Below are 20,047 nucleotides of genomic sequence, written 5' to 3' on the forward strand. Positions count from 1 at the left end.
TCTAAAGCTAAGCATTTAAATGCTTTTTAACTTCGATTTTTATATTGAAAGCACATTAATTTATTGCTTTTCAAGCGCGGCAGCAGTAACAGTTCCATCCTTCAGTATGGTTTGAACAAACAACAAACATTTAAGCCGCTAGAATCAGAACAAATAAAAAGTTCCATTTTTTCATCGCCCTAGATTATTTAATAGAACGATGTAAAAATGGAACTCTGAGAATATCTGGACAATAAGGCAGCTGCCCTATTTTGGTTTGTGTGATCTAGCTGTTGTGTAAGAACGCTTGTCTGTTAAGCAAGGTTTCTTCGCTTTCTACGTGGTTTGGATCGGGTACACAGCAATCGACCGGACAAACGGCAGCGCACTGAGGTTCGTCGTGAAAACCTTTACATTCCGTACATTTTCCGGGAACGATGTAGTACACTTCGTCAGAAATAGGCGTTTGCGGTGCTTCAGCATCAATTTCGGTACCGTCGGGAAGTACAATTTTCCCTTTTAAGGCAGTTCCGTCTTTGTAGCGCCAATCGTCTGCTCCTTCATAAATTGCTGTATTTGGACACTCGGGCTCGCAAGCTCCGCAGTTGATACACTCGTCTGTAATGATTATGGCCATGCTTCGCTATTTGAAAGTGATATTGCTAGTGAATTCACTTATTTTTGCTGCAAAATTACGTGCAAACAAACGTATTAACAAACAACTTTATGACTTTGCAAGCGAAAATTCAATCATTAGTGCAATTAGGAGCCGCATTTTCTCGGATTTTGAATGAAACTGCTTCAACAGATTCGCTTACTTCCGCAGAAAAAAATGTGCAGCAGTGGCTGAGTCGCGCGGTACATCATAACGGTTGGTACACCGAAGAAATGCTGCGTTTTTGCTTACAAGGTTGGTCGGAGAACTTTACAGTTGAAAAATTAGAACACTGGCTAACAAAATATGCGATTACTGAAAACCAATCGCCTAAACGAATCGGGTTAATTTTAGCCGGTAACGTTCCTTTGGTTGGATTTCACGACATTTTATGCGTTTGGTTGTCTGGAAATCATGCGTTGATTAAACGATCTTCGTCCGATCAGCAGCTTACCACAGCCGTAGTGCAGTTATTGGAATCTATTGCTCCAGATTTCGCTAATGCCTACACTTTCGTGGAAGAAAAACTAACTGACTTTGATGCTGTGATTGCAACGGGAAGCGACAATAGTGCACGCTACTTCGAATATTACTTCCGAAACAAGCCAAATATCATCCGGAAAAATCGAAACGGAATAGCTGTACTAAGTGGAGAAGAAACTGCCGAAGATTTAGCAGGATTGGCAACTGATATCTTTACCTATTTTGGCTTAGGTTGCCGAAATGTTTCTAAAATTTATCTTCCTCAGAAATACGATATGGCGCACTTTTATCAAGGTATTTATCACCGAAGCGATGTGCTACAACTAGAAAAATATTGTAATAATTACGACTACAACAAAGCCGTGTTCATGATGAGTAATCGACAGATTTACGATAACGGCTTTTTAATTTTAGTCGAAGACGAATCGTTTAGTTCACCGATTGCCGCAGTTTTTTATGAATTCTACACCGATCTCTCCGAACTTCAATCGCAAATAAACACCAATGCAGATCAAATTCAATGTTTGGTTTCCAACTTGCCTTTGTCGGGCGCTATTCCTTTCGGAACCACGCAAAGACCAGAACTTTGGGATTACGCCGACGGTATCGACACGCTCGAATTCTTACTTAAAATAGATTAACTACAACGTTTTTGTTAATAAACTGTTTTTAAATTGTAAGCTTTCGTTTTTGGAAGAAGTCTGTGTTGCCGATTTTTGCAGCTCGATTTTCCATATCCATGAAGAAACATAATTTTAGTTCCGGACCGAGTATTTTACCACAAGAAGTATTTGAACAAGCGGCGGCGGCTGTGCTTGATTTCAACAACTCGGGCTTATCTCTACTAGAAATTTCGCACAGAAGTAAAGATTTTGTTGCAGTAATGGACGAAGCGCGAGCCCTATCGTTAGAACTTTTAGGACTAGAAAATAAAGGATACCAAGCTTTGTTTCTCCACGGAGGTGCGAGTTTACAATTCGCCATGATTCCGTACAATTTATTAGGTGCCAACCAAAAAGCCAGTTATCTGGAAACCGGTACTTGGGCTGTTGCGGCAGCAAAAGAAGCTCGATTGTTTGGCGAAGTTGAAATTGCTGCGAGTTCAAAGGATGCTAATTTCAATTACATTCCGAAGGAAATCAGTGTTTCGCCAGACGCAAGTTACCTGCACTTAACCAGTAACAATACCATTTTCGGTACTCAAATACAGTCGTTTCCCGAAGCTACAATTCCTGTGGTATGCGACATGAGTAGCGATATTTTTTCCAGAGAGCTCGATTTTTCCAAATTCGATTACATCTACGCAGGTGCTCAAAAAAATATGGGTCCGGCGGGAGTGGCATTGGTTGTGGTTAAAGAATCGATTTTAGGAAAAACTGGACGCGAGATTCCGAGCATGCTCGATTTACAAAAGCACATCAAAGGAGAAAGTATGTACAATACGCCGCCTTGTTTTGCGGTATATACCTCATTACTTACGATGCGATGGATAAAAAATAACGGTGGTTTAGCTGCAGCAGAAAAACGAAATCGAGAGAAAGCTGCACTGTTATATGCGGAAATTGACCGAAATCCGTTGTTTAAATCGACGGTTCAGGGAGAAGATCGCAGTGTTATGAACGCTACTTTTGTTTTAACCGATGAGCGTTTGCAAGAACGATTTGATGCTCTTTGGAAAGCGGCCAATATTTCCGGATTAACCGGGCACCGCTCTGTGGGTGGTTACCGGGCATCTATGTATAATGCCATGAAAATAGAAAGCGTGCAGACACTAGTCGACGTAATGAAAGAATTTGAAAAACAAGCATAATGAAGATATTAGCAAACGACGGTATTTCGGAAATTGGAAAAATTGAGCTTGAAAAAGCCGGCTTTGAAGTAATTACTACGAAGGTTGCTCAGGAGCAGGTTGCCAATTACATCAATGCGAACAATGTTTCGGTGCTTTTGGTTCGAAGTGCTACCAAAGTGCGAAAAGATATTATCGATGCTTGCGCCGGACTAAAAATTATTGGTCGCGGTGGTGTGGGTATGGATAACATTGATGTCGACTATGCGCGCGCTGCCGGTAAGCACGTGATCAATACACCAGCATCCTCTTCAGAATCGGTTGCCGAACTCGTTTTTGCGCACTTGTTCAGCGGCATTCGCTTCTTGCACGATTCGAATAGAAATATGCCTTTGGAAGGCGAAACGGCATTTGAAATGCTAAAAAAAGCTTACGCAAATGGCCGTGAATTACGCGGTAAAACAATTGGTATTATTGGCTTTGGGCGCATCGGACAAGCGGTTGCTAAAATGGCTGTTGGCTTGGGCATGCGTGTTATTGCTGCCGATAAGTTTGTCGGAAAAGCTGAAATTCGATTGGATTTCTACAACGGACAATTCATCAATGTTGAAATTGAAACCGAACCAGTTGAAGATTTATTACGTCATTCTGAATTTATTACCTTACACGTTCCGGCTCAGGAAAACGGTTATGTAATTGGTGCAGCCGAAATCGACGCGATGAAAGACGGTGTGGGCATCATTAACTGTTCTAGAGGCGGTGTTTTAGATGAAGTAGCTCTCATTAAAGCTCTGGATAGCAACAAGGTTAGTTTTGCTGGATTAGATGTTTTTGAGAACGAACCGAATCCAGAAATTCGAATTCTTATGCATCCAAATATTTCACTTACACCGCACATTGGTGCAGCGACCTTAGAAGCGCAAGACCGTATTGGAAGTGAATTAGCAGCTCAAATTATTTCGTTGTTAAAGACGCAACAAGACTAATTTTTAAAGGTATTTTTTCCGAACTTTACTACATGAAAATGTTTCGGAAATCAATTGGTTTATTTATTGCCGCTCTTGCAGTGCTTTTTGCCTATTGCAGTGGTGGTAATGTAAATAATACCGCTGCAGCTAAAACTTCTAACGATACGATTCGTATTGCAAATGATAGTTTAGAATACGAAGTAGTAGTTTTCGATCCAGGTTTTAGCAGCTGGCTGTTACGAGCTGCCCCTCGTGGGTATTATTCGCAAACCTATTTAGAAGCCCGAAATCGCGTTTGGGTGCAGCAATGGAATATCAAAGCAGCTACGCAAACCAACAATAATTTGTTTTTGATGCAAATTGAGTACGATCCCAAAATTAATTACGGATACGAAGTTAATTATCTGCTTTTTAATTATTTAACCTATTTCCAACTCCGCAATAACTTAAGTTTGGGAGTTTTTCAGCCACACAGATTTCAATGAGTCGGTTAAAAGAAAAATGGGGAATTCGTTCGAATGTGCAACTTTTCGTCGTGCTCGTTGTTTTCGCGATTACAGGTACGTCTGCGGCTCGAATTTCTAAAGCCCTAATGGAATATCTTTCTCTAAGTCAAGAAAATTTAGGGCTGTTTCTGTACTATATTGTTCTTCTCGTACTAGTACTTCCTCTCTATCCTTTCATGCTGATGGGAATTGGATGGGTTTTCGGACAATCGAAGTTTTTTTTCCCTTTTGGAAGAAAATTAATCCGACAGCTCAGTTTCAATTTGTTATTTAAAGCCGATACAAAATCTTAAGCGTTTTTATTCAGCGTTCGCGGCTGAATCGTAAACACGTTTGTTACTATCCACGAAAGTGTGAAAGTGGGTATAACATCACTAAAAGGCAGCAACTCTTCTAAGAAAACAACTCCGGCGCCCAACCAACCGCCTGCACCGGAAAACAATTTTCGATACAAAATGGCCGCTACTGGTGCCCAAACAATGTCGCTCAACTCGCCCAAGACAGGCAAACTGTACGATAAAGTTCCGACAACATCCAAAAGAATGCAAAACAACAAGCGTTTTGTGGGCGAAATGGAAGCTAAGTTCATCACAGGTTTTTAAATACTAATTTCAAACGCTGTGCCAAACAACACTTTACGACTTCAACTTGTCTTTAAAAACTTTACGTACTTTCTCTACTTTAGGTGTGATCACGTAATGGCAATACGATTGCGAGGTGTTGCGCTTGTAGTAATTCTGGTGATAATCCTCGGCAGGATACCAAGGTTGTGCGGCACTTACTTTCGTTACAATCGGATCTTTAAAAGTTAGCGCGGCGGTCATTTGAGCAATGTAGTTTTCAGCAGCTTCTTTTTGCGCATCGGAGTGATAAAATACTTCACTGCGGTATTGTGTACCCACATCGGCACCCTGACGATTTAGTGTTGTTGGATCGTGCGTGGCAAAAAACACTTCCAACAGCTCTTCGTAAGATATTTCCGAAGGATCGAACTCAATTTGAATCGCCTCGGCATGTCCGGTACCGCCCGATGAAACTTGCTCGTAGGTTGGATTTGGCCGTTTTCCGCCTGTATAACCCGACTGTACTGCTTTAACGCCTTTTAAATCTAAAAAAACGGCTTCGGTACACCAAAAACAGCCGCCTGCAAAAGTTGCTAGTTCCATATTTTGAGCTTTCTTGATAGGTTGTGGTTTAGAATTGGATTGCGAATGACATGAAGTGGTTAAGACTGTCAACAGCAATAAAATCAATCTTCGCATGACAAAATTATTTACAAACAAAGGTACGCCGACACTCTTGGGCAGCGTTTTCGTTTAACGAAACTTTATCAGGTGTAAAGCTGTAAAACTTTCTTACTTTGCAGCAAATTTTAGGTATGATTCGGGCAACCCATATTCATAAGAAATACGGCAACTTACACGTTTTAAAAGGCATTGATTTACAGATAGCTGCGGGAGAAATTGTAGCTATCGTCGGGCAAAGTGGTGCGGGCAAATCGACCTTACTCCAAATTCTCGGAACTCTCGACAAGGCCGACACGAGCGTAGCGAATTGCGAACTGCGGATCAACGATGTTGATGTCTTGAAAATGAACGACCGGGAATTGGCAAACTTCCGCAACCAATCTTTGGGATTTATTTTTCAATTTCACCAACTTTTACCCGAATTTACGGCACTTGAAAACGTTTGTTTACCGGCTTTTATTGGGAAAACTAAAACGGCAGATGCGGAAAAAGAAGCCACTCGCCTACTCGAGTTTTTAGGCTTATCCGAACGTTTAAAACACCGCCCAAACGAGCTTTCTGGCGGCGAGCAACAACGCGTAGCAGTAGCTCGAGCACTAATTAACCGACCAGCCGTGGTTTTTGCCGACGAACCTTCTGGAAACCTAGATACCAAAGCCGCCAAGCATTTACATCAGTTGTTTTTTGACTTGCGAAAAGAATTCGGACAAACTTTTGTCATTGTAACGCACAACGAAGAACTCGCAGAGATGGCCGACCGAAAGTTGGTTATTTCCGACGGTAAAATTCTGATTTAAATGCTGTTAATTCTATTCAGTTGGCTATTCTTTTTCTGCTGTTTTCTCGGCACTGGAATAGCGATTGAACGAATTTTCCGATGGCGAACCACGCCTTTGCCGTTAACTATGGTCTTGGGCATGATGGCTCAAACGGCAGTACTTTGCCTTCTGGCATTTGCCATACCGCTCGGAATCGAAGTGTTTTTGGGGAATTTGGCACTAAGCGCGTTTTTGCTGTTTCGTTTTTCAACTACTGCGCAAGCAAAATGGCGCGACTTTATCTCGCAATGCAAGCAATTGCCGAAATTAGGAAAACTGAGTTTGTTTGTACTTTTAGTAGCAGCCTTATTTAAATCGGCTTTAGCGCCTTTAATTCTCGACAACGAAAGTTATTACATCCAAACAATAAAATGGATCAATGAATACGGATTTGTGCCCGGACTTGCGAACTTTAACGTCTCGTTCGGCCAGAGTTCGCCGTGGCAGGTGCTGCAAGCGGGTTTTAACTTCCACTTTTGGACGAATCGTTTAAACGACATCAATGGATTTTTACTGTTGGTTTGTAGCGTGTACTTTCTTCTGGAATTTGAAAAGCGTTTTCGCGACAGCAAGCGTTTTCATTGGATTGGTGCCTTGCTTTTTTTCAATGCCTTAACGTTTCAATTCATCAATGCACCATCGCCCGATTTTCCGGTAATGCTTCTCGGACAAATTGCTTTGTTTCTATTTCTAAACTCCGAAAATCAGCTCAACGAACAAAGCAAAATGGCGATTATTTTGTTGATTTTCATTACGTTCGTTAAAATCACGGTTGCACCCTTGTCGGCTACTTTGGTTGTGCTACTCGTTTTAAAGAATAAGAATTTCGGATTTGCTGCTACTGTTGGAAGCTGTTTTGGTTTGATTTGGCTGGCGAAGAATGCTTTGCTCACTGGATTTCCGTTCTATCCGTTTGCTTTTGGTGGATTGAATGTTAATTGGCGGATGCCCGACGGTTTGTTGCAATTCATAAATCGGATGATTTCCGATCACGAATTTTTGGCGATTCCGAACTACCAAACGCTTTCACTAGGAGAAAAATTTGTCGTTTGGATTCAATTTTCAGGAATCGACGGTTTTTTTAATAAAGGCATTGTGCTCCTTTTTTTGATTACACCTTTTACGCTCGAATTTCGAACGATACGAAATTACCGAATTGCGTATTTATTTGCTTTAGTGCACTTTACGATTGTGTTTGTTAATTCACCGCAATTTCGTTTTTTCTTAATCGACTTTTTGTTTTTGAGTGCATGGCTGCTTACGGCGGTTTGCAATAAGATTAAGTTACAGCCCCAACTCTTTCGTTTGGGTTATGTTTTTTCTGCTGTTTGTCCGATTGCAATTGCGTTTCTAATTGATTTTAAATCGTTTACCGCAAACGAACACATGCAAAAGTCAGAACAAATACATGTGCAACAACTTGTTATTCCTGAGCCCAATTCGAAGTATTACGAAGTTGGTTTTGAACGTTTTTCCGAAGGGAATTTAAATTATTATTCGCCTAAGCCAAACTTTTTTTATTACGGAACAGGTGACGGACCTTTGCCTTGCACGAATGTAAACATCATCGAACTGTTTAAACAGCAATTGAACATCATTCCGCAATTGAGAACGAATGAATTAAAAGACGGATTTTACTCGAAAGAAATCGGTCGAACTTCAACTAATGAACAGCAGTGAATGCTGCCCGTTTGAGGAAAAGTAGTTATGGAACACGAATTAATGAAAGAATATCTCGACGAACTGGTTTTACGATATAACCGGCGCGACTTCATTGATGCCGATCCGATTCGCATTCCGCATGAGTTTGACTCGCGTACCGACATTGAGATTGCTGGTTTTTTGATTGCGACCATTTCTTGGGGAAACCGTGCGGCCATTTTGAAATCGGGTGCCAAAATGATGGACTTAATGGGAAATTCGCCCTACGATTTTGTGATGAACAGCAGTTCGAAACAGCAGCAAAAGCTCGATGATTTTGTGCATCGAACGTTTAACGGACTCGATTTTAGGCAGTTTATTTTATCGCTTCGCAGATTGTTTCAAACAAACGACAGTTTAGAAAATTTCTTTATCACCGACGACGAACGTTTGCAAACGTGTATTAGTAGATTTCGAGCCGCTTTCTTTGAAGATGCCACGGCTTTACGAAGTTTTAAACACGTATCAGACCCGCTGAAAAACAGTGCCGCTAAGCGCATTAATATGTATTTGCGCTGGATGGTACGAAAAGATGCCGCTGCGGTTGATTTTGGAATTTGGGATCGAGTAAAAATGCAGCAACTTTCTTGTCCGCTCGACGTTCATTCCGGCGGTATCGCACGTGAATTGGGACTATTGAAACGAAAGCAAAACGATGCGCAGGCTTTGTTGGAGCTCGATACGCAATTGCGGTTGTTTGATGCCCATGATCCGGTGAAGTACGATTACGCCTTATTTGGTTTAGGTGTGAATAAGAAAGCCCTTGCTGGGATTTAATAGCGACTTTTAAAGGTTTGAAACTTCTTCGTACGGACGTTTGTTGGGCAAGGGATAGAGCGGATTAGCCCGCAGCGCGTTGTCGGGCAAGGGCAACGCCGCGAGGACTATGAGCGAAAGCCCGACCCGCTTGCTCGGATTTGCGTAGGGAGAGCGGGTTGCCCCCAAAAAATTAAAGCTATCTTTGCCAAAATTTTAGCGATGTCCGGATTTTCAGATTTTAACTTAACAGCAGGTTTACAAAACGCCCTAAACGATTTAGGATTTAGCACGCCTACTCCTATTCAGAAAGAAGCTTTTTCGGTGATTTGCTCCGGACGCGATGTGATGGGAATTGCCCAAACCGGAACGGGGAAAACCTTAGCCTATTTGATTCCGGTTTTAAAAACGTATCAGTTTACCCGATCGCTGAATCCGAAAATTCTGATTTTAGTTCCGACGCGCGAGTTGGTTGTACAAGTTTTAGGCGAGGTTGAAAAACTCACTAAGTACATGTCTATTAAAAGTTTAGGTATTTTTGGAGGCGTAAACATCAATACGCAAAAAACGGCGATTTACGAAGGTGTGGATATCGTGGTAGGAACGCCCGGTCGTGTTATGGATTTGGCGCTCGACGGCGTTTTGCGTTTGGATGAAGTGAACAAACTGATTATTGATGAATTTGACGAACTCTTGAATTTAGGATTCAAACCCCAGCTTACGTCGATTTTCTCGATGATGAAGCGCAAGAGACAGAATATACTTTTCTCAGCAACAATGACCGACGATGTAGATGATATGCTGGAAGATTATTTTGATTATCCAGAGGAAGTGTCGTTGGCGCCCAGCGGAACACCCATTGAACTGATTACCCAGTTGGTTTACGATTTGCCTAATTTCAATACCAAATTAAATTTACTGAAGTATCTGCTTCAAAAAGAGGAGTTTGAGCGTTATTTAATTTTTGTGAATAATAAGCGAATGGCCGATTTGGTGTACGATAAATTGGCAGAAGATTTTGAAGCTGAAATAGAAATTATACACTCCAACAAGACACAGAATTACCGTTTAAATGCCATTCGTGCTTTTCAGGAATCAGAGGTAAAAGGCTTGATTACTACGGATGTGATGGCACGCGGATTGGATATTAGCAATATTTCGCACGTTATAAATTTTGAATTTCCGGAACAACCCGAAACTTATATTCACCGAATTGGGCGTACCGGACGTGCCGGCATGGGTGGAACTGCGATTTCGTTCTGTGGACCGAAAGACCAAAATGCACGTCTGGATGTTGAGATTTTAATGAATCGTGAGATTGAAGTACTCGCCATTCCGGAAGATGTACAAATTTCAAAGGTTTTAAACGCTTGGGAGAAAGAACAAAAGTTTAAGAAAGAAATTAGTCGCGCCGCAAAAAAGCCCAAGGGAGAAGCTTTTCAAGAGAAAGCAACAAAAAACAAGAAAGTAAATTTAGGCGGACCATCGAAAACTAAAAAGAAAACGCATGGTTCGGTAAATCGAAATTTATTGAAAACTCAAGCGCAGAAAAAGAAGAAGAAAAGTTAAAATTGACTGATTAATAGTATTTTACTGAATCAAAACCTTACAATTTGCGTTTTGAAAAAGTAATTTTCTGATGTTTTTTTAGTCTAAGGAATTTTAAGAATTGTTGAACGACTTAGACTAAATCCAAATTGCGTCTGATTTGAAATACTTGTGTTAATCGGACGTTATAAACTGTAAATTTATCTAATGATTTACAGATTTTTTTTCATTACTGTAGCGGCTGTTTTGCTTCAGCTGCAATGGGAAACCGACTTCACTACCGCTAAACAAAAAGCCAGCGAATCGCACAAGAACATATTGCTCTATTTTTCAGGTTCTGATTGGTGTGCGCCTTGTATTCAAACGCGGAAGAATTATTTAGACAGTGAGACATTTAGCGCTATGGCGGAAACCAAATTGGTGCTGTTAAACGCCGATTTTCCGCGAAGAAAAGCCAATCAGCTTAGTGCAGAACAGCAAGGAAAAAATGACGCACTTGCCGAAAAGTACAATCCGGATGGCGAATTTCCGCTGACGATACTTCTCGATGAAAACGGAAAAGTCATTCGAAAATGGAGCGGAAAACCAAAGAATAGCGTACAAGAATTTACCGACGAAGTGAGCCGTTTGTGCACAAAATAAAAGATGGAAACCTTCACACATAGCGAAAAATTAATGGGAAATATGTTCACCTTTTCCCTAGTAGCCGCGCGTGAAGAAATCTTTAAGGAATGGCTTGATGCCGCTGTTGCAGAAGTAAAACGCATTGAAAAACTGCTGACTACCTATAGTGAAACCAGTGAAACAGCTCAGATAAACGCACAGGCAGGAATTGCGGCTGTTCGTGTATCCGACGAGACTTTTGATTTAATCCAACGATCTTTATTCCTTTCGGAAATTACGCAAGGTGCGTTCGACATTACATACGGCGGCATTGACAAGAGTTTATGGAATTTTGATCGGACGATGACTTCCCTACCCTCGCCAGAAAAAGCCTTGCAAAGTGTGCATTTAGTGAATTACAAAAATGTGATTTTAAACGAATCGGAGAAAACTGTTTTCCTGAAAGAAAAGGGCATGCGCCTTGGATTTGGAGGCATTGGGAAAGGCTTTGCTGCCGAAAAGGTGAAATCGGTACTTCAAAAAGTCGGTGTAACAGACGGCATTGTGAATGCGAGCGGCGATTTGTGTGCTTGGGGAACGCAGCCCAATGGAAATCCGTGGACTGTGGGAATTGCACATCCGGATTTGAGAGATGCACCGTTTTCGTATCTCAGTATTTCAAACAAAGCGATTGCCACGTCGGGCACTTACGAAAAATTTATAACGATTAACGGAAAACGTTATTCGCATACAATAAATCCAAAGACCGGATTACCGGTTCAAGGCATTAAAAGTGTAACGATCATCGCACCTAATGCCGAACTAGCCGACGCGCTGGCAACGCCCGTGAGCGTCATGGGCATAAAAAGTGGCTTGTACCTCATCGAGCAAATCCCTGAAGTTCATGCTATTGTTATAGATGATCAAAACAATTTATTTAAAACCAGTCAAATTCAATTAAAATGAAAAAACTCGTTCAGCTGGCTGTGCTGGCGCTCGTATCGTTTAGCGGCGCCTATTGCACGTCGTTAAAAGGCTATCAAAAATCAAAAATTAACGACAGCGAGATGACACTAGCGCCGCGTAAAGTTTCTAAAACGGAGCTGTCTTTTCAGAGTTACCGCGAAGGCTCTGGTGGCGCAAGTTCTGGAAAAGTTGGCGGAGGCTGTGGTTGTAATTAATTCTCAAAAGAACACAAGATGAAAAAAATAGTTGTCAGCGGTCTGGTTTTACTCGCTTTTTTCAAAATACAGGCACAAACGCCAAAAGATTCGACCGGTTACAAACCCACTAAATTGAAAATCGAGGAGGTTAATCTCGTTTCGTCGTATTACCGGCAAAACGGCGATAATGCTTCGGTTACTGGCGGTATTGGTTCGCAAAAACTAACCGATATTGCTAATGTGATTGATGTAACTTTAGTGAAATACGGCAAAACGGGCAAAAAACATACGTTAGATGTAGAAATTGGTGTGGATCATTATACGTCGGCTTCGTCGGATCGTGTTGATTTACAAGCCAATACTTCGGCATCTTCTTCCGATATTCGCGTGTATCCTAGTTTGTTATATACTGCTGAGCAGATAGACAAAGGACGTTCGTTTGCCATTGGCGTGGGATCGTCGACCGAATACGATTACCAATCGTTTAACGGAACTACGGCATTCATTCAAAAAACGAAAGACCGAAACGGCGAATTTACCGCACGATTTCAGGCGTTTCTCGATCAGGTAAAGATTATCAAACCGATTGAGTTACGACAAGGTCAGGACGACGGCGGAACGGAAGCGCGTAATACGTTTGCAGGTAGTTTGAGTTATGCCCAGGCGATTAATAAGAATTTGCAAGTAAGCTTAACGGCCGATTACGTGCAACAAACTGGGTATTTGAGTTTGCCATTTCACCGTGTATATCTGACTGATGGCACGGTAACGCAGGAGAATTTACCCGATACGCGAACAAAAATTCCGATTGGAGGTAGGTTGTCTTATTTCCTTGGAGATCATTTAATTGTTCGTGCTTTTTACCGTTTTTATACGGATGATTGGGATATGCAGTCGCACACCGCTGAATTGGAATTGCCAGTAAAGATTACGCCTTTTTTCTCGTTGACGCCTTTTTACCGCTATTACGACCAGACGGGAATTAAGTATTTTAAAGCATACGGCGAACACACGGCAGCGGAGCAGTACCGCACGAGCAACTACGACTTATCGCCTTTTCATAGTAATTTTTACGGAATTGGTGTTCGGATGGCACCGGAGAACGGCTTATTTGGAAACCCGCACTGGGCAATGCTCGAATTTCGAGTTGGACATTACGACCGCAGTACCGATTTAAACGCCAATATTGCTAGTATAAATTTGAAGTATAAGGTGTAAGGTGATTGAAAAAGTAGGTGTCACAGTACAGATAATCTACTAAAATAGAGTTGAGATAAAGCGTGAGTTCGAGAACGACAAGAGATTAATTCTGTAATTTTTTCATTTTAAAATGAAGAAAATTTAATGGGGACTCACGCTTATACGATGCTTTTGGCTGCTACCAAGTATTTTTTTGGAGTCGCGCTCTTATTTCAGCTAAAGATTGATCGATTATTAGTTTTCCATCTCTGAAAATCTCTTTCAGCTCACCTTCTTTTTCTTGCTCCCAAGTAACCTGATCGAGCAGTTGATAGGCTCCGTTTTCGAAAAGAATCTTCATTAATCCTTTTGCTGATTTCTTAGTACCATCATCTGTAATTGGATCTTTAAAAATTTCTCTACCTTTTCCATGAACTTCACCATATGTAGCTTTCATCGCAAACCCAAAAGTATCCCTGGTATTGTATTGATAGGTATATGAACCAATTCCTAAAACAACATTTGTTGATGCAAATCCTTTTTCTTTTAATTGATTACAGATTGCTTCAGCTCTTTCAAGCGTAATACTATCTCCATAAATGGTACCTATATGCGAATCTAGTTCTTTAAAGCCTTTCTCATTTACGACACCGCCGAATGTTTCCCAAAGAAGTTCAACAACACCTTTTCGTTCGGCCTCCGTTTTACCATTTACATTTCCGCAAATAATCGCAACGGGGTCGCCACTATCAGGTCTAATAACTACTTTTCCCTCTCTCGACAACACTTCGTTTTTTAGAAGGGGTAAATACTTGGTTAGAACTTTCCATAAATCCCAAGTATCTGACACTATTGATACAATACCTTTTGGGTAGACCTCGGTAATTAATCTGCGAAAAGTTCCCAATTCGTCGTCGATGGTTCCCATGCACATGACGCTGTGTTCTGTCGCCGAAACGGAGCCACCCACTAATTCGAAATCTGAATCAGCCTTATAGTATTGTTCGAGTAAAGAAATTGCTGGAATCGTATCGGTACCCGTGAAGCTCAATAAATGCCCGCAGGCTGAAATTAAACTGGCTTCAACACCTGCCATTCCGCGCTTGGAAAAATCGTGCCCTTGCCAATTCACGAAGTCTGTATTCGATGCTGTTTCCTCTGCAAATTTTTCTAGAACTCGTCTGTACTGTTTTGCAATTGTAGCCGAAGTGCAAGGCATCCAAACTACGGCAGACACCAAAGTTTCAAAATAATTAGTAAGCCAGAAGAAATCAGGAAGCGTATTATACATTGTAAACATTGGTACACGAACGGGCACAGACACTCCCTCAGGCAATGATTTAATAACCATAGGAATGTAACCTAGATCGTGGAGGTCTTCTATATGCTTTGTGCCAACCTGATTTTCACCCAGATAATTATTAATTCTTCTCGCATATTCTCTGACAACTTTACCTTTAGGTTGTTTAAAAAAATACGTTTCGAAATCTTCAATAATATATTTTTTGATAAAGTACTGTAAGCCGAAAAGCACTACTTCGTCGATACCGGAAATTCTGCTTTTCCTAGGTGTCCAATTTGAATATACAAGTGTAGTCCCTTCAGGGTATTGTCGACGATGATCTACTTTATAGCCATCGGTTAAAAGTAACGGATTCATATTTTATTATTTTTTACTAATTCAACTACTTTCTTTAATTCCAAAAAAACTTGATGCAGTCCGGCGCGATCATCTAAGTAGGCATTAGCATAGATTTTTCTGCTGGAAGACTGATAAAACGGTGGATTTTCATTAATCAGATCTACTGGTATCTGGAGCTCATTCAAATACGATTTTACAAAATCTAAATCCTGTTGACCTGTCCAGCAAATAAGACAACAATTAATAGACTTAAGCTCACACAATAAAGTAATGATGTCTGAAAAATCGTGACCTTTTCGATGGAAATCGTATACAGTATCGTCGAAATCATAAGCTATTACTAAACTGCCATATTTCTTGTACTCTGTAAGTAAACGATTCAGAGTGTTATTTGTATTAAGATAGTAATCCATCACGTAGATAAAGCTGCGTTAACAATTCATGATTTACATTTCGAAAACTATCTGTGGTAAAAATACGGTCAAAACAGTTCAAATCTTCGAAACCTTTACTGAAAATTCCGTGGCTAACTGCCAAGAAGAGTCTGCCGGAATTTTTCTTTTTAAGCTCTGCAGCTAATCCTACAAAAGTGGCACCGCCATCACAAATATCATCAACGATTAAACAATCTGCTCCTTTTAAATCGTCTGAATAAACCTTGAATCCTGAAAGCTTACCCGTTTTTACATCCCGTTTCTTATTGCATTCGATTACAGGTAAACCTCCTAGAAATTGTGATAGCTTATAAATCTTTTTCAAGGCACCACCATCAGGAGAAACAAGCAAGGTTTCCGAGCCAAGATTTTGAATCACCTTTTTAATAAAGCTGTGATTTGAAATCAATTCGCAGTTATTTACAAGCGCTGCCGTCACTTCTGAATGCGCATCATACACAACTACCCTTTTGAAGTTTAAGAGATTTATTAAATCGGCATAGACTTTCACAGACAAAGCTTCGCCAGAAACCATTACCCTATCTTGTCTTGAAGCTGGAAAATATGGAAGTATCAGGGTTTCTAAAATACCGCCCATTCTTCGAATAGCATCAGCCGCTAAACACAAAACACCTAAATCATTAAAACTTCGAATTCGTGCGGTGACAATCACTTGAGCATTCCTTTCAATATCACTGTTGAGCTTAAAATGTGGTTCGCCGCCAGCGAATACGAAGCTATCAAATTGCAACTCTGTGGCAGCAATTGGGGTGAAATCTTTGTCTAAATTTAAAGTGACTACATTCATTTTGCGTAATTTTAACGCAAATGTAATTATTTAAATTAATCTAAAAAATATTTTACGTAAAATTTACGCAAAATTAATTTCAAAGAAAATACCCTCTTGCACTAATTGCTCATATTTAGTTTGATTAAAGCGGTATAATTTAGCTGGACGCCCTTTAGATTTTGGCGCATACTCGCCTGTATCTTCGATGATACCAAAACTTAGTATCTTCTTTCTAAAATTCCTACGATCAATTTCTTTATTTAAAATGGAGCAGTATAAATTTTCTAAATCAGAAAACAAAAATTCTTTCGGCAATAAGTCAAATCCAATGGGATGATATGTTAATTTGGCTTGAATTCGTTGGTATGCGAGTTTCAAGATTTGGTCGTGATCAAATGCCAGAGGAGGTATATCATTTATTGAAAACCACCTTGCTTCATCCGCATCACTATCTGCGATGGGTTGCAGAGCAGTTGAATTAACTAGTGCAAAATAAGCCACAGAAACAACTCTAAATCTGGGATCTCTATGAACATTATCCCCAAAGGTATACAGTTGCTCTAGATAGTTAACGGTAATTCCTGCTTCTTCTCTCAGTTCTCTGTTAACAGCTTCATCAAGTGTTTCCCCATCTTTAACGAAGCCCCCAACTAAAGCCCAATGATCTTTAAAAACGCCAAACTTCTGCTTGATTAACAATACATTTAACTTATTTTCAGAGTACCCGAAGACAATTGCATCAACAGCAATTTTAATATTCTGATTCAATTCCATATTCAGGAGTTTGTCTTAAAAACGTAAAGATAATGCAGTATACGACTAAAACCTTATTCGTATGCAACTGTGGGTTGTTTTGCTGGCTCGATCGTATAGACATTTAAGTATGAGGGGTTAAACCATTTTCATTTGTACTACGATCTTTCTTTTAAGTTTCCGGTGAGGGAAATCGTTTTTTTGTGTACTCGTTTTTAGTTTCTAATTGAAAAATTTGAGCTTTTCTGGTTTTACAATTTGAAAAAGTGAATTTTTAAAGTAGTGAAAATCTCAAATTGCGACACTAGTGAAAAAACATGCTTCATCAGTTACGGAAATAGTTTACTTCCAACTAAAACTACCTACTTATAGGTATTTTTCCACTAAACGTTAGTAACGGATTTCCCAGCCCCGACAGACGTGGAAAGCGCGCAAAGCAAAACGGGGCTATTTTGCCGAAAGCTGCGGCGACTGAAAGAAGCCGTGAGCTGCACGTGTAAAATACCCCGTTTTGGTGCGTACTTGGAACAAATGGCGGGAAAAGCGGGCCGGAAGATTTAAAGATTTAAAGATTGAAAGATTTAAAGATTTAAAGATTGAAAGATTGAAAGATTGAAAGATTGGAAGATTGAAAGATTGAAAGATTGAAAGATTGGAAGATTGAAAGATTGAAAGATTGAAAGATTGAAAGATTGAAAGATTACAAGATTACAAGATTGAAAGATTACAAGATTGAAAGATTGAAAGATTAGAAAATTGGGGATTTCCTAATTACTTGCGGACAAGTTTCAACACTTGCGAACCTGCGGCGGTGGTACATTTTGCAAAATAGAGTCCGGCGGGATACGAAGCTGCATCGATGATAACTTCAGACGAATTAGGTGTTAGCACTAACACTTGTCTGCCGGAAACATCGTGTACGCTTACTGTTTGAATAATTTGTTCCGACTGTATTGTCCAGTTTCCATGCGATGGATTTGGGAATGCGCGAAGGCTTGCTTGTTGTGCGAAAGTATTGGTATTGAGTATTGTTCCTGGATTTACCGAGAAATAGATATTATCGAAATACACGATATCTGAAACCAAATCGGAACTGGTTCCTAACTTAAATTGGAAAAATTTGGTTTTATTAAATCCTAAATTTTGGAAAAAACTCAAGGGCACATTAACCGATTGCCACGCACCTTTAACCAACGTTCCGTTACTGCCCGTTGTCGTTAACTCGTAATTGTACTCCACTACTCCACCGTTATTGGCGATTAAGATAAATCGAATCTCGTTTGAGTTAGCGTCGGCGAAATAGTCGAAATGCACGTAATTGTAATTTGAAATATCGGTTACTGTGTTCGTTCCTTCGCCATAACCTGCAACGGCAAAATTCATGCGTATTGCTTCGTTGGTAACGGCAGTACCGTCTAAATCGGGCGTTGATGCGAACTCTCCAAAAACGTAATCGGGTGTCCATGTATTTGTAAAGTTACCGGTATCGCTGTAAATATTAAGCACTTCGGCGTTGGGCGTACCCGGAGTTGGAGCCACATTTGGGGTGTTTGTAGTAAAATTTACATTATAAAATTCTTGTACTTGTCCGTTTGAAGAAGTTACAACTACTGTTGCGGTTCCTGGTAATGCATTTGCTTGTACGATCACAATGTTTGCAGCTGGATCGGTGGCAACAGCCGACACTTGCGGAATATCGGTAGTACCTACAACTAAATCGACCGTATAATTCGTTGTAATTGCAGAGAAATTTGGAAGACCAACGCCATTGATGCTCAATGCCGCCAAAGAAGGATCGGCACCAGGTGGGGTTGCTGGTTTCCAGAAATAAACGTTATCGAGGTAAATATCAACAGGCGAGGTACTTCCGGGTCCGTTTGCAGCAAATTTCATTTGAAAAACCGAATCCCACGTCATATCAGTAAACGCACTTTTGGGGATATCGACGCTGTACCAGTTACCTTGGGTGTGATTTATGGTTACTAGAAATTCGCTCTGACCGCTGCCGTTGTTTACGGGAGTTACCTGTAAGATTGTGTTTGTAGGATTGGCGTTGGTCCAGACATCAACATGCAGAAATTCCATGTTGGAAAGATTTTGCGCTGCGAGGTTTGTTCCTTGGTAGTTAAAATTGAGGTACGCTAATACGAGATTGCCATCGCCAACATCGAAACTGGCGTTGGTGCAGCAAATACCCGACTGTCCCCAATCGGGATTATAGTTTGTGGCGATATTTGGAAATGTATTTCCGTAGATAGAAACTACGTCGGCCGGATTATTAGTTGGTGCGTTTGGAGCCGTGGTGGGTTGTGCAAATGATTGAGCTGAAGCTACAAGCAGTATCGCAAAGAAGAGGTTTTTCATGGTTTGGTTAATTTCTGTAAATGACGTCATTTTGCTGATTATCAGATTTTTTATGACGTTACAAAAACTATACAGGCGAAAACTAATTACATAACGGCTATACGACTGCTAACAGCGAGATTAGGCAATAACCAAAGTGGTTTGTTGTGTAGTTATGTTGAGGTAAAAAGTTGTGAAATTGGGATTTATAAAAGGATAAAAATGTGTGAAGTACAATTTTAAGCATGAAAATAACGGTAACGGCTTTCGGTTTACAACTTGGAATTGCTGCGGTTGTATTGGGGAAATTCTTTTTTAGCGCACAGAAAACGCAGAAATGCACAGAATTTTGTGGAAAATTTAGTTGGTGAGGAAAACACAGAACGCGTCGATACTTATAATTCGGACCGGCCTTCGACAGGCTCAGGCACCAACCTTCGACAGGCTCAGGCGTCGAGGGAGCACGAAGTTTCACGAAGTTTTTCACAATGTACACAATGCCGCCTTAGACAGGCTCAGCCTTCGAGGGAGCACCATGTTGCACGAAGTTTCTCACAAAGTACACAACGCCGCCTTCGACCCGCTCACATACCAGCTTTTTAAGCGCACAGAAAACACTGAACCTCACAGATTTTTGCGCAATAGGGTACCGTTGAGGAAAACACAGAACGTGTCAAGCCACCAAAAAAC

The 20,047-nt window shown here is 40.6% G+C and carries 20 protein-coding genes; 13 read left to right on the forward strand and 7 right to left on the reverse strand.

Translation table 11 applies throughout. The features are described 5' to 3' along the window. Positions 1–265: 265 nt before the first annotated feature. Positions 266–616, reverse strand: coding sequence for a 4Fe-4S dicluster domain-containing protein (locus Q0064_RS07025; protein WP_094487258.1), 351 nt, complete (start codon positions 614–616; stop codon positions 266–268). A gap of 89 nt (positions 617–705) precedes the next feature. Between Q0064_RS07025 and Q0064_RS07030 the strand changes: the two genes are divergently transcribed. The 5 genes from Q0064_RS07030 to Q0064_RS14735 all read left to right on the forward strand — a co-directional run bounded on the left by Q0064_RS07030 (position 706) and on the right by Q0064_RS14735 (position 4,673). Next, complete coding sequence (locus tag Q0064_RS07030; protein ID WP_298146342.1) at positions 706–1,758, forward strand: acyl-CoA reductase; 1,053 nt, start codon at positions 706–708, stop codon at positions 1,756–1,758. Positions 1,759–1,856: 98 nt separating this feature from the next. Next, positions 1,857–2,927, forward strand: coding sequence for a 3-phosphoserine/phosphohydroxythreonine transaminase (gene serC / locus Q0064_RS07035; RefSeq protein ID WP_298146345.1), 1,071 nt, complete (start codon positions 1,857–1,859; stop codon positions 2,925–2,927). Continuing rightward, positions 2,927–3,892, forward strand: a complete 966-nt coding sequence (locus tag Q0064_RS07040) for a D-2-hydroxyacid dehydrogenase (RefSeq protein WP_298146348.1) — start codon at positions 2,927–2,929, stop codon at positions 3,890–3,892. Before serC ends, Q0064_RS07040 begins: the two co-directional genes overlap by 1 nt. Positions 3,893–3,924: 32 nt before the next feature. Continuing rightward, positions 3,925–4,359, forward strand: a complete 435-nt coding sequence (locus Q0064_RS07045; protein WP_298146351.1) for a DUF6146 family protein — start codon at positions 3,925–3,927, stop codon at positions 4,357–4,359. After that, the gene (locus Q0064_RS14735; RefSeq protein WP_366094918.1) at positions 4,356–4,673 is read left to right on the forward strand and encodes a DUF6787 family protein; all 318 of its coding nucleotides are present in this window, start codon (positions 4,356–4,358) and stop codon (positions 4,671–4,673) included. Before Q0064_RS07045 ends, Q0064_RS14735 begins: the two co-directional genes overlap by 4 nt. Here Q0064_RS14735 and Q0064_RS07050 read toward each other — a convergent pair. Both Q0064_RS07050 and msrA read right to left on the reverse strand, forming a co-directional pair. After that, a complete protein-coding gene (locus Q0064_RS07050) occupies positions 4,670–4,969 on the reverse strand; it encodes a hypothetical protein (RefSeq protein ID WP_298146354.1) in 300 nt (99 codons plus the stop codon). The genes Q0064_RS14735 and Q0064_RS07050 overlap by 4 nt on opposite strands. A 46-nt stretch (positions 4,970–5,015) precedes the next feature. Next, entirely contained in the window at positions 5,016–5,642 is a 627-nt protein-coding gene (msrA, locus tag Q0064_RS07055; RefSeq protein ID WP_298146357.1) for a peptide-methionine (S)-S-oxide reductase MsrA, read from the reverse strand. 116 nt (positions 5,643–5,758) lie between these two features. Here msrA and Q0064_RS07060 point away from each other — a divergent pair, with 116 nt between their 5' ends. From Q0064_RS07060 to Q0064_RS07095, 8 genes are all read left to right on the forward strand, one after another. Next, positions 5,759–6,424 carry an ABC transporter ATP-binding protein gene (locus Q0064_RS07060; protein WP_298146385.1) on the forward strand — a complete coding sequence of 222 codons (666 nt, stop codon included), beginning with the start codon at positions 5,759–5,761 and terminating at the stop codon, positions 6,422–6,424. Then, positions 6,425–8,125, forward strand: coding sequence for a hypothetical protein (locus tag Q0064_RS07065; RefSeq protein ID WP_298146360.1), 1,701 nt, complete (start codon positions 6,425–6,427; stop codon positions 8,123–8,125). Positions 8,126–8,152: 27 nt separating this feature from the next. Further along, positions 8,153–8,923 carry a TIGR02757 family protein gene (locus tag Q0064_RS07070; RefSeq protein WP_298146362.1) on the forward strand — a complete coding sequence of 257 codons (771 nt, stop codon included), beginning with the start codon at positions 8,153–8,155 and terminating at the stop codon, positions 8,921–8,923. 201 nt (positions 8,924–9,124) lie between these two features. Beyond that, positions 9,125–10,471, forward strand: a complete 1,347-nt coding sequence (locus Q0064_RS07075) for a DEAD/DEAH box helicase (RefSeq protein ID WP_298146364.1) — start codon at positions 9,125–9,127, stop codon at positions 10,469–10,471. A gap of 186 nt (positions 10,472–10,657) precedes the next feature. Then, positions 10,658–11,092, forward strand: a complete 435-nt coding sequence (locus tag Q0064_RS07080; protein ID WP_298146368.1) for a thioredoxin family protein — start codon at positions 10,658–10,660, stop codon at positions 11,090–11,092. A 3-nt stretch (positions 11,093–11,095) separates the two neighbouring features. Beyond that, positions 11,096–12,019 carry an FAD:protein FMN transferase gene (locus tag Q0064_RS07085; protein ID WP_298146371.1) on the forward strand — a complete coding sequence of 308 codons (924 nt, stop codon included), beginning with the start codon at positions 11,096–11,098 and terminating at the stop codon, positions 12,017–12,019. Then, positions 12,016–12,234 (forward strand): DUF4266 domain-containing protein, encoded by a 219-nt coding sequence (locus Q0064_RS07090; protein WP_298146372.1) that lies wholly within the window; start codon positions 12,016–12,018, stop codon positions 12,232–12,234. The genes Q0064_RS07085 and Q0064_RS07090 overlap by 4 nt, the downstream gene beginning before the upstream one ends. Positions 12,235–12,252: 18 nt before the next feature. Continuing rightward, a complete protein-coding gene (locus tag Q0064_RS07095) occupies positions 12,253–13,434 on the forward strand; it encodes a DUF3570 domain-containing protein (RefSeq protein ID WP_298146374.1) in 1,182 nt (393 codons plus the stop codon). Between the two features lie 160 nt (positions 13,435–13,594). Here Q0064_RS07095 and Q0064_RS07100 read toward each other — a convergent pair whose 3' ends face one another. From Q0064_RS07100 to Q0064_RS07115, 4 genes are all read right to left on the reverse strand, one after another. Further along, complete coding sequence (locus tag Q0064_RS07100) at positions 13,595–15,055, reverse strand: nicotinate phosphoribosyltransferase (RefSeq protein WP_298146376.1); 1,461 nt, start codon at positions 15,053–15,055, stop codon at positions 13,595–13,597. A 378-nt stretch (positions 15,056–15,433) separates the two neighbouring features. Next, positions 15,434–16,279, reverse strand: coding sequence for a ribose-phosphate diphosphokinase (gene prs, locus Q0064_RS07105; protein ID WP_298146379.1), 846 nt, complete (start codon positions 16,277–16,279; stop codon positions 15,434–15,436). 63 nt (positions 16,280–16,342) lie between these two features. Next, positions 16,343–17,035 (reverse strand): NUDIX domain-containing protein, encoded by a 693-nt coding sequence (locus Q0064_RS07110; RefSeq protein ID WP_298146381.1) that lies wholly within the window; start codon positions 17,033–17,035, stop codon positions 16,343–16,345. Positions 17,036–17,785: 750 nt separating this feature from the next. Continuing rightward, positions 17,786–19,408: a T9SS type A sorting domain-containing protein gene (locus Q0064_RS07115; RefSeq protein ID WP_298146383.1), complete on the reverse strand. Its 1,623-nt coding sequence runs from the start codon at positions 19,406–19,408 to the stop codon at positions 17,786–17,788. Between the last annotated feature and the right edge of the window lie 639 nt (positions 19,409–20,047).

This window comes from Flavobacterium sp., assembly GCF_027490375.1.
Lineage (GTDB): Bacteria > Bacteroidota > Bacteroidia > Flavobacteriales > Flavobacteriaceae > Flavobacterium.

Excerpts from the sequence above, each read along its gene's own strand:
- Q0064_RS07025 (WP_094487258.1), bottom strand. The coding sequence starts at position 616 with ATGGCCATAATCATTACAGACGAGTGTATCAACTGCGGAGCTTGCGAG.
- Q0064_RS07030 (WP_298146342.1), top strand. The coding sequence starts at position 706 with ATGACTTTGCAAGCGAAAATTCAATCATTAGTGCAATTAGGAGCCGCA.
- serC (WP_298146345.1), top strand. The coding sequence starts at position 1,857 with ATGAAGAAACATAATTTTAGTTCCGGACCGAGTATTTTACCACAAGAA.
- Q0064_RS07040 (WP_298146348.1), top strand. The coding sequence starts at position 2,927 with ATGAAGATATTAGCAAACGACGGTATTTCGGAAATTGGAAAAATTGAG.
- Q0064_RS07045 (WP_298146351.1), top strand. The coding sequence starts at position 3,925 with ATGAAAATGTTTCGGAAATCAATTGGTTTATTTATTGCCGCTCTTGCA.
- Q0064_RS14735 (WP_366094918.1), top strand. The coding sequence starts at position 4,356 with ATGAGTCGGTTAAAAGAAAAATGGGGAATTCGTTCGAATGTGCAACTT.
- Q0064_RS07050 (WP_298146354.1), bottom strand. The coding sequence starts at position 4,969 with ATGAACTTAGCTTCCATTTCGCCCACAAAACGCTTGTTGTTTTGCATT.
- msrA (WP_298146357.1), bottom strand. The coding sequence starts at position 5,642 with ATGCGAAGATTGATTTTATTGCTGTTGACAGTCTTAACCACTTCATGT.
- Q0064_RS07060 (WP_298146385.1), top strand. The coding sequence starts at position 5,759 with ATGATTCGGGCAACCCATATTCATAAGAAATACGGCAACTTACACGTT.
- Q0064_RS07065 (WP_298146360.1), top strand. The coding sequence starts at position 6,425 with ATGCTGTTAATTCTATTCAGTTGGCTATTCTTTTTCTGCTGTTTTCTC.
- Q0064_RS07070 (WP_298146362.1), top strand. The coding sequence starts at position 8,153 with ATGGAACACGAATTAATGAAAGAATATCTCGACGAACTGGTTTTACGA.
- Q0064_RS07075 (WP_298146364.1), top strand. The coding sequence starts at position 9,125 with ATGTCCGGATTTTCAGATTTTAACTTAACAGCAGGTTTACAAAACGCC.
- Q0064_RS07080 (WP_298146368.1), top strand. The coding sequence starts at position 10,658 with ATGATTTACAGATTTTTTTTCATTACTGTAGCGGCTGTTTTGCTTCAG.
- Q0064_RS07085 (WP_298146371.1), top strand. The coding sequence starts at position 11,096 with ATGGAAACCTTCACACATAGCGAAAAATTAATGGGAAATATGTTCACC.
- Q0064_RS07090 (WP_298146372.1), top strand. The coding sequence starts at position 12,016 with ATGAAAAAACTCGTTCAGCTGGCTGTGCTGGCGCTCGTATCGTTTAGC.
- Q0064_RS07095 (WP_298146374.1), top strand. The coding sequence starts at position 12,253 with ATGAAAAAAATAGTTGTCAGCGGTCTGGTTTTACTCGCTTTTTTCAAA.
- Q0064_RS07100 (WP_298146376.1), bottom strand. The coding sequence starts at position 15,055 with ATGAATCCGTTACTTTTAACCGATGGCTATAAAGTAGATCATCGTCGA.
- prs (WP_298146379.1), bottom strand. The coding sequence starts at position 16,279 with ATGAATGTAGTCACTTTAAATTTAGACAAAGATTTCACCCCAATTGCT.
- Q0064_RS07110 (WP_298146381.1), bottom strand. The coding sequence starts at position 17,035 with ATGGAATTGAATCAGAATATTAAAATTGCTGTTGATGCAATTGTCTTC.
- Q0064_RS07115 (WP_298146383.1), bottom strand. The coding sequence starts at position 19,408 with ATGACGTCATTTACAGAAATTAACCAAACCATGAAAAACCTCTTCTTT.